The sequence below is a fragment of the Nonomuraea mangrovi genome (assembly GCF_042681425.1).
Lineage (GTDB): Bacteria > Actinomycetota > Actinomycetes > Streptosporangiales > Streptosporangiaceae > Nonomuraea > Nonomuraea mangrovi.
Genome location: NZ_JBHUFV010000055.1, coordinates 54561 through 67353, shown reverse-complemented (window position 1 = coordinate 67353; position 12793 = coordinate 54561). Strand labels below are relative to the sequence as shown.

Here is a 12793-nt window from a genome sequence, read left to right as displayed (position 1 = left end):
AGTGCCGCTCCGGCTCGGGTGAGCTTCGCGGGAACGCGGTGCCGTTCCGGCTCGGGTGAGCTTCGCGGGAACGCGGTGCCGCTCCGGCTCGGATGAGCTCCACTGAAACGTCCACTGCTCCGGCTCGGGAGAGACCGGCAGGATCGTGCTACCGCTCGAGCTCGGATCGGCGGAATCGGGCTAGCGCTGCTTGCCGCCGTCGACGATCTTGCGCTTGCCGATCGGGGCCTTCAGCTTGACCGTCGTGGTCTTCTCGATGGCCAGCATGATGCAGGCGACGTTCTTGGCCTTGGCCGCCGTGCCCTCGTAGAGGGTGATGGTCACCCGCTTGGACGTCTCCTTCACCTTCACGCTGTCGAGCACCGTGCACGGCTCGACGCCCGACCACCACACGAGCTTGACCTGACGGCCCTTGGCCTTGGCGTCGGTGAAGGCGACCTTCCGGGTGTTCACGGTGTCGCCGACCGGCTTGACCTGCTTCGGCGGCCGGGTGGGCGACTGGGAAGGCGTGGTGATCACCGGCTGGGCGGTGACGGGTTGGTGGGGGTTGGCGCGGTCTGCCGTATCGGTGGCGGCCGCGCCGCAGCTCACGGTCAGCATCAGGCACCCGGCCACAAGGGCTGTTGTCCGCATATCCGTATGACGGATCTCGCCACGACCCGGTTCACTCTCCGGTCATCGCCGCTATGGGCCCGCCTCCCGCAGGCCGCCTGACCGTCGCAGGGACCGCGCCCTGCGTCGCCCACGGACAGCCTGATCGCGGGGCGGCCCGCCCGGGGCGCTGCCTCACTTTCGGGCGGCTGGACCGTCGCCCGGAACCCGAGGCTTCGGCGAGGTCAGCCCGGAACCCGGGGCCTCGGTGAGGTCGCCTGGAACTCGGGGCTTCGGCGGGATTACCCGGAATCCGGGGCCTCGGCGAGGTCGACCGGGTGGCGCGGGCGAAGGTCGGTGATCGGGGACGGTGCGGGGTCTACGCTGGACACGTGCTGCGTCACGTCCTCCTCACCGCCTCGCGAAGTGAGCGCGCCGAGCGTCTCGTCTCCTCGTCCCCGCTCACCAGGGGAGTGGTCAGCCGCTATGTCGCCGACGACGTCGGAGCCGTCGTCCACGACCTGTCCGACCAGGGCCTGCTGGTCACGGTCGACCACCTCGGCGAGGACGTCACCGACAGGACGCAGGCCGAGCACGAGGTCCGCGCCTACCTGACCCTCCTGGAGCGCCTCCCCGTGGGAGCCGACGTCTCCGTCAAGCTGACAGCCCTCGGCCTGCGCCTGTCGGAGCAGCTCGCCCTCGACAACGCCGCGTCGGTCTGCGAGGCGGCGGCGGCGAAGGGGCTGACGGTCACCCTCGACGCCGAGGAGCACGACACGATCGAGGCCCAGCACTCGATCCACTCGACGCTCCGCAAGGAACACCCCGACGTCGGCGTGGTCGTCCAGTCCTACCTGCGCGACGCGCAGGAGCGCTGCGCAAGGGTCGACAGCGCGAGGGTCCGGCTGTGCAAGGGCGCGTACGTCGCGCCCGAGGCGTTGGCCTTCACCTCGCCCAGGGACATCGACCGCAGCTACGTCCGCTGCCTCAGGACGCTCATGGCCGGCACCGGCTACCCGATGGTCGCCACCCACGACCCGCGCCTGATCGAGATCGCCGCCGCGCTGGCGATACTGCACGAGCGCGACACGACCGGGTTCGAGTATCAGATGCTGTACGGCGTCCGCCCCGCCGAGCAGCTCCGCCTGGCGGGGATCGGCTCGCAGGTCAGGGTGTACGTGCCGTACGGCGACGACTGGTACGCCTACCTCATGCGCCGCCTCGCGGAACGGCCCGCCAACCTCGCCTTCTTCGCCAGGTCCCTGCTGTCCAAGGCCTGAGCCCGAATCGGCTGTCCAAGGCCTGAGCCCGAATCGCGGGGCCGGACGTCTCGCAGGCACGCGCCCATGCGCCTGCCGCACCTGAGGAGGGCCCTGGCGCGACGAGCCGTCGGCGGGAGGTCGTCGGCGTTGGGATGCCGCCACCTGGGCGCGGGCTTTCGCCGCATAGGTAGGCTGCCCGCATGATTGCGATTCTGGGAACCGGCAAGATGGGCGAGGCCCTGCTGTCGGGGCTGCTGCGGGCCGGGTTCAAGCCGGGCGACGTCCTGGCGACCGCGCGCAGGGAGGAGCGGGCCCAGGCGCTTCGGGAGACGTACGGCGTGCGGACCGTGTCGAACACCGAGGCGGCCAAGGTCGCCGACACGCTGATCCTCGCGGTCAAGCCGCAGGACATGGCCGCCCTGCTGTCCGAGATCGCCCCCTACGTGCCGGCCGACAGGCTCGTCATCTCGGCGGCGGCCGGCATCACGACCGGCTTCGTCGAGCAGCGGCTCGGTGTGGACGTGCCGGTGGTCAGGGTCATGTCGAACACGCCGATCAGGTTCGACGAGGCGATGAGCGTGATCTCGGCGGGGGCCTACGCGGGCGAGGAGCACCTGCAGCGCACCGAGAGCCTGCTCAAGCCGGTGGGCAAGGTGCTGCGGATCCCGGAGTCGCAGCAGGACGCGGCGACGGCGCTGTCGGGCAGCGGGCCCGCGTACTTCTTCTACCTCGTCGAGGCGATGGTGGACGCGGGGATCCTGCTGGGGATGCCGCGCGCCGCGGCGCTGGACATGGTCACGCAGTCGATCGTGGGTGCGGCGATCATGCTGCGCGACTCGGGGGAGCACCCGGTGATCCTCCGCGAGGCGGTGACCTCGCCAGGCGGGACGACGATCGCCGCGATCGCCGAGCTGGAACGGCACAGCGTCCGCGCGGCCTTCCTCGCCGCCATCGAGGCCGCCCGCGACCGAGGCCGCCAGCTCGCCTCCGGCTGACCGTCCCGCTCCACGCCCGCAGGGGAGCGGCCGGGCGATGCCCTCAACAGGCCATACCGGCTGTGAGAGGGGTACGGCGGGCGGTCGACTGACCCTCCCTCTACGCTAGGCGGCGTGACGGTTCGTCGCGGTATCCCCCCGCTGCTCGTCCTGTTAGCGGTTACCGGCTGCACAGCCGATGAACCGCCTGCCTACCAGCTCGCCCAGGTGCAGCGAGCCCCGGTCACCGAGGTCGTCGAGGCGCCCGCCACCATCGGCGCCAGGGCCGCCGCCACGCTGCGCGCGCCCGCGCAGGGCACGGTGAGCAAGCTGTACGTGCGCGACGGCGAGAAGGTCGCCAAGGGCCAGATCCTCGCCAGGATCCGCTCGCCGCAGGCGACCGACCAGCTCGACCAGGCGCGCAAGGCGGCGCGACCCGTGGCTGCTCCCTCGACGCCCCGCATGGCGAGCATCGACACCAGCGCCTTCGACCGCAAGGTGGCCAGGCACTTCGCCAGGGCGAGGGCGGAGGCGCGCAAGGTGGACGACGCGGCCGCGCGCAGGCAGCTGCTGTCGGCCATCGACATGGCCGAGACCCAGCACAAGGCGAACAAGCAGGCGCTGTCGCAGATCACCGCCTCGCTCAGCCGTACCGTCAGCGGCTTCACCAGCGGGCTGACCGCCTCGATGTCGTCGCTGCAGGCCGCCTCGCGCACGCAGGCTAAGGCCGCGGTCAAGGCGGCCGAGTCCACGGTGAAGGCGCTGACGATCAAGGCGCCCTTCGGCGGCGTCGTCACGCTCGGACGTCCTTCGGGTGGGGGCGGGTCCAGCGCGTTGAGCGGGCTGCTGGGGCAGATCCCCGGCGGCGCGGCGCAGCAGCTTCCTGCCGTGCCGTCCGGCGGGTCCTCGGGTGGTGGCGCGGCGGTCGCTGTCGGCGTGCCCGTCTCGGCGGGCGACCCGATCGTGACGGTCACCGACGTGTCCAAGCTGACGCTGTCGGCCGACATCGACGAGACCGACGTGCTGCTGGTGAAGCCGGAGACCCGCGCGGAGGTGGAGCTCGACGCGGTGCCCGGCGCGACCTACACCGCCACGGTGACCGGCGTCGGCATCCAGCCCATGGAGGCAACGACGGGCGGTGTCAGCTATCCCGTGCAGCTGTCCCTCGGCGCCGGTGCCTTCGACGACGGCTCTGCGGCGCCGACGCCCAAGCCCGGCATGAGCGCGGTCGCCAGGCTCACCGTCCGCGAGTCGCCGTCCGCCGTGGCCGTGCCCGCCTCGGCGATCGTCTCCAGCGGGCGTGAGAGCGTGGTCTGGGTCTCGGCCGGCGGTACGGCCCAGCGGCGCGTGGTCAAGCTCGGCGCCCAGGGCGATGCCATGGTGGAAGTGGCGAGCGGGCTGGCCGTCGGCGAACGCGTGGTGGTCAAGGGCGCCGACGCCGTACGGCAGGGCCAGCCGCTGTCATGACCCCCGCACTGGAGGCCGTCGACCTCGCGCGCTCCTACCAGCTCGAAGGCGTCTCCGTCGACGCGCTGCGAGGGGTGAGCCTGCGGATCGACCAGGGCGAGTTCGTGGCGATCATCGGGCCGTCCGGCTCGGGGAAGTCCACCCTGATGCACCTGCTCGGCTGCCTCGACCGGCCGACGTCCGGCGCGCTGCGGGTGAACGGGACGGAGATCTCCGCTCTGACTGACACCGCGCTCGCCTCGCTGCGGAACAGGACGATCGGGTTCGTCTTCCAGTCGTTCCACCTGCTGGGACGGACGTCGGCGCTCGACAACGTGGCGCTGCCGCTGGTGTATCGCGGGGTGGGGAAGGTCGAGCGGCGGGCGCGCGCCCGACGGGCGCTGGAGGCGGTGGGGCTGGGGCACCGGCTCGACCACCGGCCGTCGCAGATGTCGGGCGGGGAGCAGCAGCGGGTGGCGATCGCGCGGGCGCTGGTGGGGGAGCCTTCGGTGCTGTTGGCCGACGAGCCGACGGGGAACCTGGACACCCGCAACGGGGACGAGGTGATGGCCATCCTCGACCGGTTGAACGCCGACAGCGGGGTGGCGATCGTCCTGGTCACCCACGAACCCGAGGTCGCGGCCCATGCGCGCCGCCAGATCCACGTGCGCGACGGCCTCATCGAACTCGACACCGCCAACCGCCAGGGGGCCTCCGCAGGCGGCGTCGCCCCCGAAGACCACCGTGAGGAGGGAGACGGGTGAGGGGCGCGGAGGCGTTCTTCATGGCGCTGGAGGCCCTCAGGGTCAACCGGCTGCGCAGCACGCTCACCATGCTCGGCGTGATCATCGGCGTCCTGGCCGTCGTCATCCTCGTCGCGATCGGCTCGGGCGCCAAGAACGCGATCGAGCGCGAGATCTCCGGCCTGGGCAGCAACATCATCCTCGTCGTCCCCGGCCAGCTCAGCGTGGGCGCGGCCCCGACGCAGAGCAGGATGAACCTGTCCGACGCCGCCTACGTCCGCAGGGTCGTCGGTGATCCCGGCAAGGTCACCGTCTCCGTCCAGTCCGGTGAGACCGTTCGCGTCGGCAGGACGGATGCGTTCGTCACCATCGTCGGCACGGACGAGAACCTCCCCAACATCTTCCAGCGCCCCCTCGACCGCGGCCGCTACCTGACCGAGACCGACGTCGACACCCGTCGCAGGGTCGCGGTGCTCGGCGCGGAGGTGGCCGACGAGCTGTTCGGCGACATCGACCCCGTGGGCCGCCAGATCACCGTCTCGGGTGCCCGCTTCCGCGTCGTCGGCGTCTACGCCACGGTGGGCGCGACGTTCGGGGTGGCCCGCGACAAGGAGGTGCACGTTCCCGTCACCACCGCGCAGCGGCTGATCGGCGCCGACAAGATCAACGGCATCGCGGTCGGCGCCTCGGGCCCCGACGAGATCGAGCCGCTCCAGCAGAAGGTCGTCGACGCCCTGAGCCGGCGCTATCCGGGCGAGCGCTTCTCCGCCGTCACCCAGACGCAGCTGCTCGGCACCATCGGCAGCGTCCTCGGCATGCTCACCGGCGTGCTCGCCGCCATCGCGGGCATCTCGCTGCTCGTGGGCGGCGTGGGCGTCTCCAACATCATGCTCGTCAGCGTCCGCGAACGCACCCGCGAGATCGGCCTGCGCAAGGCGCTGGGCGCCCGCCAGCGCGACGTCCTGGCCCAGTTCCTCATCGAGGCCGTGCTGCTGACCACCATCGGCGGCGTGCTCGGCATCCTGCTCGGCGTGGGCGGCGCGCTGGCCATCCAGGCGTTCACGCCCGTCCCCGCGGCGATCACCTGGTGGTCGGTCGCGCTGGCGTTCGGGGTGTCCGCCGCCGTCGGCGTCTTCTTCGGAGTGGCCCCCGCCCGCCGGGCGGGCCGCCTGGACCCGGTGATCGCCCTGCGCGCGGAGTGACCCTCCGCGGGGAGAGCCCAGCGGAGGGTCCATGCCGAGTCAGGCGTCGCGCTTCTTCAGCAGGACGGCGGCGAGGACCAGGGTGACGGCGATCCAGCCCAGGTAGACGGCGAACCCCGTCCACGGCGCCAGCCCGCCCACGGGGTTCACCTCGGTGATCCGTATCCCCGCGTTGGAGGTGAAGTGGTCCCGCACGACCCGTCCCCACTCGTCCGGCAGCATCACCGTCATGGTGGGCAGCACCATGATCAGCGCGATGGCGGTGACGATCGCGCCGGGGGTGTGCCTGATCAGCGCGCCGAGGGCCAGCCCGAACAGCCCGCTCGCGGTCAGGTACAACCCCGCGCCGACGACCGCGCGGAAGACGCCGGGCTCGGTCAGGGCCACCGACAGCCCCTCCCTGGCGAAGATCACCTGACTCGCGAAGAACGCGCCGAACGAGGCCGCCGTGCTGACCACGAAGGCCACGGCCGCGAAGACCACGACCTTGCCGGTCAGCAGCCCGAGCCGCCAGGGGACGGCTGTCAGCGTGGTGCGGATGGCTCCCGTCCGGTACTCGCCGCTGATCACCAGCACGCCCAGCGCCGCCAGCGCCAGCGAGGCGAACGACAGGCCGCTCAGGCTCGTGCCGACGAGCTCCAGGCCCTCCTTGGCGCCACTCTGTCCTGTCACCGCCACCGCTCCCAGGACGCCGAGCGCGAGCATGAGCACGCCTGCCGTCCCCAGCGTCCACATGGTGGAGCGGACGGACCGGATCTTGGTCCACTCCGAGCGCAGCACGTCGATCATGAGGTGTACTCCAGACTGTCTTTGGTGAGCTCCATGTAGGCGGCCTCCAGCGTCGGCTGCACGAACGTCAGCTCCTCCAGCGCCAGCCCCCGCTGCGCGGCGAGCGTGCCGATCTCCAGCGGGGACGTTCCCGCCACCCGCAGGTGGTCGTGGTGCCGTTCGGCGTGCGGCAGCAGGGCCGCCACCTCAGCCAGGTACGGCGAGCGCACCTTCACGTATCCCTGGGAGCTGCGCCCGATGAACTCCTCGACGCTGGTGTCGGCGATCAGCGTGCCCCTGCCGATCACGATCAGGTGGTCGGCGGTCTGCGCCATCTCGCTCATCAGATGGCTGGAGACGAAGACGGTGCGTCCTTCGGCGGCCAGCTTCCTCATCAGCGTGCGGATCCACAGGATGCCGTCCGGGTCGAGCCCGTTGACCGGCTCGTCGAACAGCAGGATCTCCGGGTCGCCGAGCAGCGCGGCCGCGATGCCGAGCCGCTGCGACATGCCGAGAGAGAACCCGCCCACCCGTCGCCTGGCCACCCCGGTGAGCCCGACCAGCTCCAGGCACTCCGCCACCCGCGAGGCGGGGATCCCGTTGCTCTGGGCGATGGCCAGCAGGTGGTTGCGGGCGCTGCGCCCGCCGTGGACGGCCTTCGCGTCCAGCAGCGCGCCGATCCTGCGCAGAGGGTGCTTGAGTTTCGCGTACGGCACGCCGTGGACGGTGACGGCCCCGTCCGTCGGATGGTCGAGCCCGAGGATCATCCGCATGGTGGTCGACTTGCCGGCTCCGTTGGGCCCGAGGAACCCGGTCACCCGTCCGGGAGCGACGTCGAAGGACAGTCCCGCCACGGCCGTGGTCTGGCCGTACCGTTTGGTCAGATTGGTCGCCCGTATCGCTGTCATGCCTTCTAGGCTCGCGGCGGGAAACGCCGGTTCCTTCCTGCTGCGGGACGGTTTCGCGGGCGAAGGAGTGGGAGGACGGTCCTACTCCCCAGGGCTGACGAGCCCCCGCTCGTAGGCGACGATCACCGCCTGCGCCCTGTCCCGCACGCCGATCTTGGCGAACAGCGCGGTCACGTGGTTCTTCACGGTGCTCGGCGAGACGTCGAGCCGCTGGGCGATCTCGCCGTTGGACAGGCCCTTGGCGATGAGCACGAGCACGTCCCGCTCCCTCGCGGTGAGCCCCTCGATCTCGGCGCGGGGGCGGCCGCCCCTGACGTAGGTGTGGATCAGCCCGGTGAGCAGGCGCGGGGCGACGACCGCCTCGCCGCCGTGGACGACCCTGACGGCGTCGACGAGCTCTTCGGGCGAGACGTCCTTCGGCAGGAAGCCGTCGGCTCCCGCCCTGAGCGCGGTCACGACGTTCTCGTCCAGGTCGAACGTGCTGAGCATGAGGACCTTGGTCCGCGCGAACTCGGCGACGATGGCCGCCGTCGCCTCGATGCCGTCCATCCCCGGCATGTGCAGGTCCATGACCACGACCTCGGGGCGCAGATCGCGGCAGCGCTCCAGCGCCTGCGCGCCGTCGTTCGCCTCGCCGACGACGGAGATGTCGGGCTGCGCGTTCAGCATGAGCCGGTACCCGGTCCTGACGAGGGCGTGGTCGTCCACGAGCAGCACGGTGATCACAGTGGCAGCCTCGCATGGACCTCGAAGCCGCCCGCCTCGCGGGGACCCGTGCGCAGCCGCCCGCCGCAGAGCGCCACCCGCTCGGCCATCCCCGCCAGCCCGAAGCCGCCAGGGGAGGAGCCTGGAGAGGAGGCGCTCACCGCGGTCCCGTCGTCCAGGACCTCGACCTCGACCGCCCGCTCCTCGTAGCTGATCCGTACGGTGGCCCGCGCCCCGCTCGCGTGCTTGCGCGTGTTGGTGAGTGCCTCCTGAACGATCCGGAAGACCGCCAGATCGATCGCCGCGGGCAGCGGCACCGGCGAGCCTTCCACGGCCAGGCTCGCGGGCAGCCCTGCCGCGCCGGCCTGCTCGACCAGGGTCGGCAGTCCCGCCGCGCCCGCTCCCGTCGCCTCGCCGCCCCCTGGACCGTCGGCTCTGAGGACGTCGAGCAGGTGCCGCATCTCGGTCAGCGCCTGCCTGGCGGTCTGCTCGGCCGACAGCAGCGCCTCGCGGGCCTCGGGCGGCTCGGGGGGCATGACCGCCCTCGCCCCGCCGACCAGCGCGTTGATCACGCTCAGATGGTGGGCCACGACGTCGTGCAACTCGCGGGCGATGCGGCGGCGCTCGGCGCGGACCGCCTCGTCGGCGCGCTCCCTGTTCGCGCGCTCGCGCAGCTCCGCCCTCGCTCTCACGAGCTGGCCGACGCCGACTGCCACCGGGTAGACCGTGATGGCCAGGCTCTGCGTCGGCGCCTGGAGGACGAGGGCGACGCCGTAGGCGGCGGTGAGGGCGGCCGTGGTGACCAGCGTCCTCCTGCCCGCGGTGTAGCGGCCGAGGCTGTAGAGGGCGATCATCGCGCTGGTGACGGTCGGGTTCGCGGAGAAGGTGAGCGTGTCCACGATGTCGAGCGCGACGACGGCCACGGCGACGGGGACGGGGTGGCGGCGCCGTACGAGGAGGGGGAAGACGGACACCAGCAACATCGCCGTGCTTGCCGCGACGGGCGGGGCGTCGGCGACGGTGGTGACGATCCCGAGCACGGCGATGGCGCCGAGCACGGCGACCAGCGTCGCGTCGAACACCTCGGGGCGGCCGAAGAACCGCCATATCGCCCGCCCTACGCGCATGGCCTGAACCCTAAGCCAGCTCGTGGCGCTCCGGGCTGCTCCGGCCCCGTTCTCCCCAGGCGGACCCGGCGCGGCCGACTGCGGTAACGTCGGCGCATGAGCGAGTCGGTGCGAGTCGTCTGGGACGACGCCCTCACTGCCTATGATTTCGGCCCGGGTCACCCCCTCGCTCCCGTCAGGGTCGAGCTGACCATGGCGCTGGCCCGCGAGCTGGGCGTCCTCGACAGGACCGAGGTCGTCGGCTGCGTGCCCGCCACCGACGACGAGCTGGCCCTCGTCCACAAGCGCGACTACATCGAGGCCGTCAAGCGCGTCTCGGCGCACGGCGGCCCTGACCTGACCGCAGGGCTGGGCACTCCGGACAATCCCGCCTTCAAGGGCGTCCACGAGGCCTCCGCGCTCATCGCCGGCGCCTCGCTGGCCGCCGCCCGGTCGGTCTGGGAGGGTGCGGCCGAGCACGCCGTCAACATCGCGGGCGGTCTGCACCACGCCATGGCCAACGTCGCCAGCGGCTTCTGCGTCTACAACGACCCGGCCGTGGCGATCGCCTGGCTGCTCGCCCAGGGCGCGTCGAAGGTCGCCTACGTGGACGTCGACGTCCACCACGGCGACGGCGTCCAGGCGCTCTTCTACGACGACCCGCGCGTGCTGACCATCAGCCTGCACGAGAGCCCCCGCACGCTCTTCCCCGGCACGGGATGGCCGGAGGAGACCGGCGTGGACGGCAGCGCGGCCAACGTGGCGCTGCCCGCCGGCTGCGGCGACGAGGGCTGGTTGCGCGCCTTCCACGCCGTCGTGCCGCCGCTGCTGAGGGAGTTCGCCCCCGAGATCCTGGTGACGCAGCACGGCTGCGACAGCCACGCGCTCGACCCGCTCGCGCACCTGATGCTGAGTCTCGACGGCCAGCGCACCGCCTACGAGGCGCTGCACCGCCTGGCGCACGAGACCGCGGGTGGGCGCTGGATCGCCACGGGTGGCGGCGGCTACGAGCTGGTCCAGGTGGTGCCGAGGGCGTGGACGCACCTCATCGCCGAGGTGTCGGGCCATCCGATCGACCCGTCGACCAGGACGGGCGAGGCCTGGCAGGCGCTGGTCCGCGAGCGGACGAGGGAGACGCCGCCCCTCACGATGACCGACGGCAGGCATCCGGTGGTCAGGGAGCTGTTCGGCGTCTACGACCCCGACGACGCCGTCGACCGGGCGATCATGGCGACGAGGCACGCCGTGTTCCCCTTCCACGGCCTCGACCCCATGCCCTGACGCGCGCGGCACGTCGCGGGAGGCGCTCACGGCGTCTCTCCGGCCCTCCCCGTGCCCGGCGCGCGCTCGTGGACGTCGGCCTCGAACTCCTCCAGCAGGCTCTCGCACGTGGCCAGCCACTGCTCGCACTCGCCGCGGCCGTGGCCGCCGAACCAGTCGCGCTCCACCACCCTGGCGAACCAGCGATGGATCTTCTCGAGGTCCTGCCTGATCTCCTCGGCCTTCTCGAAGGAGTAGTTCTCGCGGAAACGCTCGAACTCGATCTCCTTCACGAACGTCGTCCTGCACTCCTCGGCGATCTCGCCGTACTCCTTGGCCGCCATCTCCCTGAAGCTCTCCACCAGCGCGGCGTCCTGCTCGTGGTCGCCCGACGGGACCCTGAAGAAGTAGGAGGTGCCGTCCAGGCTCCGGATCCGCTGCCTGATCTGGTCGAGGTCTCCGGCGACCTCGCCCGTGTCGGGCAGGACGCAGACCGCCTGCTGCAGGTAGAGCGCGCCCAGGCGCTTGAGCTCGCGCCAGACCGAGACCCGCGCGCGTGAGGGCTCGCTCGGCACCTTGTAGGTGAGCAGCAGCCAGAAGGCCGGCGCCACCGGCCGTCCTGACGCGGCGGCCTCGGGGCGGGGCCGGGTCCTCCCTCTCCTCCGTGTGGTGGAGGCAGAAGCAGGCGACGTCATCGGCACTCCTCCTGAAGGAAGTGTCCAACACTACCGGCGAGCCGACAGGAATTTCGTGACCTAAGCGGTGGTTCAGACCATTTGTCGAGGCGTTAGGCTCCGACAGGTGGGAGGGAGAGTCCATTGCTGACCCGCGACGAGCTCCGCGAGCACCTGATCAGGACGCGCATCGCCGGAGATGTGGCCACCAGCAGGGAGAACAACCTCGACCACTACAGGTCCGTCGCGAACCGCGACCCCTACTTCCTCTTCGGTCTGACCGGCCTCGAGAACTGGTCCTACCGTGACGTCCTCGCCCAGATGGCCAAGTCGGCCGGCGTCGTCGCCGACCCGGGCCACCGTGAGGGCCAGGACACCATCGACCCCGAGCGCACGATCGACGCGCTCGACCTCATGGCCGAGCGGATCGCCGCCGTGCTGAGCAGGCCCTCGCCGCGGGTGCTGTTCGCGACGGGACACCCGACCGGGTTGCTGGCCATCCACCTGCCGCTGGCGGCCGCCGTGGCGGCCAGGGGGGCGACCCTGCTGACCCCCGCCGAAGGATGGACCTACTGGGGAGCGGGCTTCGGCAGGAAGCGTAAGATCCGTTACCTGGGCGATGTGGCGATGCTCGACGACAGGGGCGGCTTCGTCCACACGCACGATTCGGCGCCGATGGAGGCCATGCTGGCCGAGCTCGGCGACGCGCGTCCCGACCTCGTGGTCGCCGACCACGGCTGGGCGGGCGCGGCGGGGCAGGCGGGCGTGCCGACCGTCGGCTTCGCCGACAGCAACGATCCCGCCCTCTTCCTCGGCGAGGCGGAGGGGAAGATCGACGTGGTGGTCCCACTTGATGACAATGTGCTACCACGCTATTACGCGCCGTTGACCGATCGTCTCGTCACACGAGTCTCACACGCCCTTTGAGTTTAATTCGGTCCTCCCTATACCGTCTTTTCGCGCCTGCATTCCAAGAGGCTCGTCGTCCCTTTGCCAACTTTTGAGGGGGGCTGGGCGACTCTTATGTGTACGAACATGGACAGTTCCAACGTCCAGGCGAGGGGCACGGCCCGGCTGCTGGCCAGCGATTTTGCTGGTTCCGCTGACAGGTGGCTCCGATAACTGGGAAAGTAGGGGGTTTGCGCACTCGGAGT

General features: G+C 71.3%; 13 protein-coding genes. 7 read left to right on the top strand and 6 right to left on the bottom strand.

From position 1 onward, the window contains the following. Positions 1-180: 180 nt before the first annotated feature. Positions 181-600 carry a hypothetical protein gene (locus ACFSKW_RS37165; RefSeq protein ID WP_379578010.1) on the bottom strand — a complete coding sequence of 140 codons (420 nt, stop codon included), beginning with the start codon at positions 598-600 and terminating at the stop codon, positions 181-183. Positions 601-983: 383 nt separating this feature from the next. On the opposite strand from ACFSKW_RS37165, the gene ACFSKW_RS37160 reads away from it, so the two are divergent. The 5 genes from ACFSKW_RS37160 to ACFSKW_RS37140 all read left to right on the top strand — a co-directional run bounded on the left by ACFSKW_RS37160 (position 984) and on the right by ACFSKW_RS37140 (position 6218). Then, positions 984-1871 carry a proline dehydrogenase family protein gene (locus ACFSKW_RS37160; RefSeq protein WP_379578008.1) on the top strand — a complete coding sequence of 296 codons (888 nt, stop codon included), beginning with the start codon at positions 984-986 and terminating at the stop codon, positions 1869-1871. A gap of 182 nt (positions 1872-2053) precedes the next feature. Next, positions 2054-2848, top strand: coding sequence for a pyrroline-5-carboxylate reductase (gene proC, locus ACFSKW_RS37155; protein WP_379578006.1), 795 nt, complete (start codon positions 2054-2056; stop codon positions 2846-2848). Between the two features lie 114 nt (positions 2849-2962). Beyond that, a complete protein-coding gene (locus tag ACFSKW_RS37150) occupies positions 2963-4294 on the top strand; it encodes an efflux RND transporter periplasmic adaptor subunit (RefSeq protein WP_379578004.1) in 1332 nt (443 codons plus the stop codon). Next, the gene (locus ACFSKW_RS37145; protein WP_379578002.1) at positions 4291-5037 is read left to right on the top strand and encodes an ABC transporter ATP-binding protein; all 747 of its coding nucleotides are present in this window, start codon (positions 4291-4293) and stop codon (positions 5035-5037) included. The genes ACFSKW_RS37150 and ACFSKW_RS37145 overlap by 4 nt, the downstream gene beginning before the upstream one ends. Continuing rightward, complete coding sequence (locus ACFSKW_RS37140; RefSeq protein ID WP_379578000.1) at positions 5034-6218, top strand: ABC transporter permease; 1185 nt, start codon at positions 5034-5036, stop codon at positions 6216-6218. Before ACFSKW_RS37145 ends, ACFSKW_RS37140 begins: the two co-directional genes overlap by 4 nt. Before the next feature lie 39 nt (positions 6219-6257). Here ACFSKW_RS37140 and ACFSKW_RS37135 read toward each other — a convergent pair whose 3' ends face one another. The 4 genes from ACFSKW_RS37135 to ACFSKW_RS37120 form a co-directional block, all read right to left on the bottom strand. Continuing rightward, on the bottom strand, positions 6258-7007 hold the full coding sequence (locus ACFSKW_RS37135; protein ID WP_379577998.1) for an ABC-2 transporter permease: 750 nt from the start codon (positions 7005-7007) through the stop codon (positions 6258-6260). Beyond that, entirely contained in the window at positions 7004-7894 is an 891-nt protein-coding gene (locus tag ACFSKW_RS37130) for an ABC transporter ATP-binding protein (RefSeq protein WP_379577996.1), read from the bottom strand. The genes ACFSKW_RS37135 and ACFSKW_RS37130 overlap by 4 nt, the downstream gene beginning before the upstream one ends. Positions 7895-7975: 81 nt before the next feature. Continuing rightward, positions 7976-8620 (bottom strand): response regulator, encoded by a 645-nt coding sequence (locus ACFSKW_RS37125; RefSeq protein WP_379577994.1) that lies wholly within the window; start codon positions 8618-8620, stop codon positions 7976-7978. Then, positions 8617-9726: a sensor histidine kinase gene (locus ACFSKW_RS37120; RefSeq protein WP_379577992.1), complete on the bottom strand. Its 1110-nt coding sequence runs from the start codon at positions 9724-9726 to the stop codon at positions 8617-8619. The genes ACFSKW_RS37125 and ACFSKW_RS37120 overlap by 4 nt, the downstream gene beginning before the upstream one ends. Before the next feature lie 96 nt (positions 9727-9822). Here ACFSKW_RS37120 and ACFSKW_RS37115 point away from each other — a divergent pair, with 96 nt between their 5' ends. Further along, positions 9823-10986: an acetoin utilization protein AcuC gene (locus tag ACFSKW_RS37115; protein WP_379577990.1), complete on the top strand. Its 1164-nt coding sequence runs from the start codon at positions 9823-9825 to the stop codon at positions 10984-10986. A gap of 26 nt (positions 10987-11012) precedes the next feature. Here the strand turns inward: ACFSKW_RS37115 and ACFSKW_RS37110 are convergent, their stop codons facing one another. Then, complete coding sequence (locus tag ACFSKW_RS37110) at positions 11013-11576, bottom strand: Chromate resistance protein ChrB (protein WP_379577988.1); 564 nt, start codon at positions 11574-11576, stop codon at positions 11013-11015. A gap of 207 nt (positions 11577-11783) precedes the next feature. Here ACFSKW_RS37110 and ACFSKW_RS37105 point away from each other — a divergent pair, with 207 nt between their 5' ends. After that, the gene (locus tag ACFSKW_RS37105; protein ID WP_379577986.1) at positions 11784-12566 is read left to right on the top strand and encodes a phosphatase; all 783 of its coding nucleotides are present in this window, start codon (positions 11784-11786) and stop codon (positions 12564-12566) included. Positions 12567-12793 lie beyond the last annotated feature (227 nt).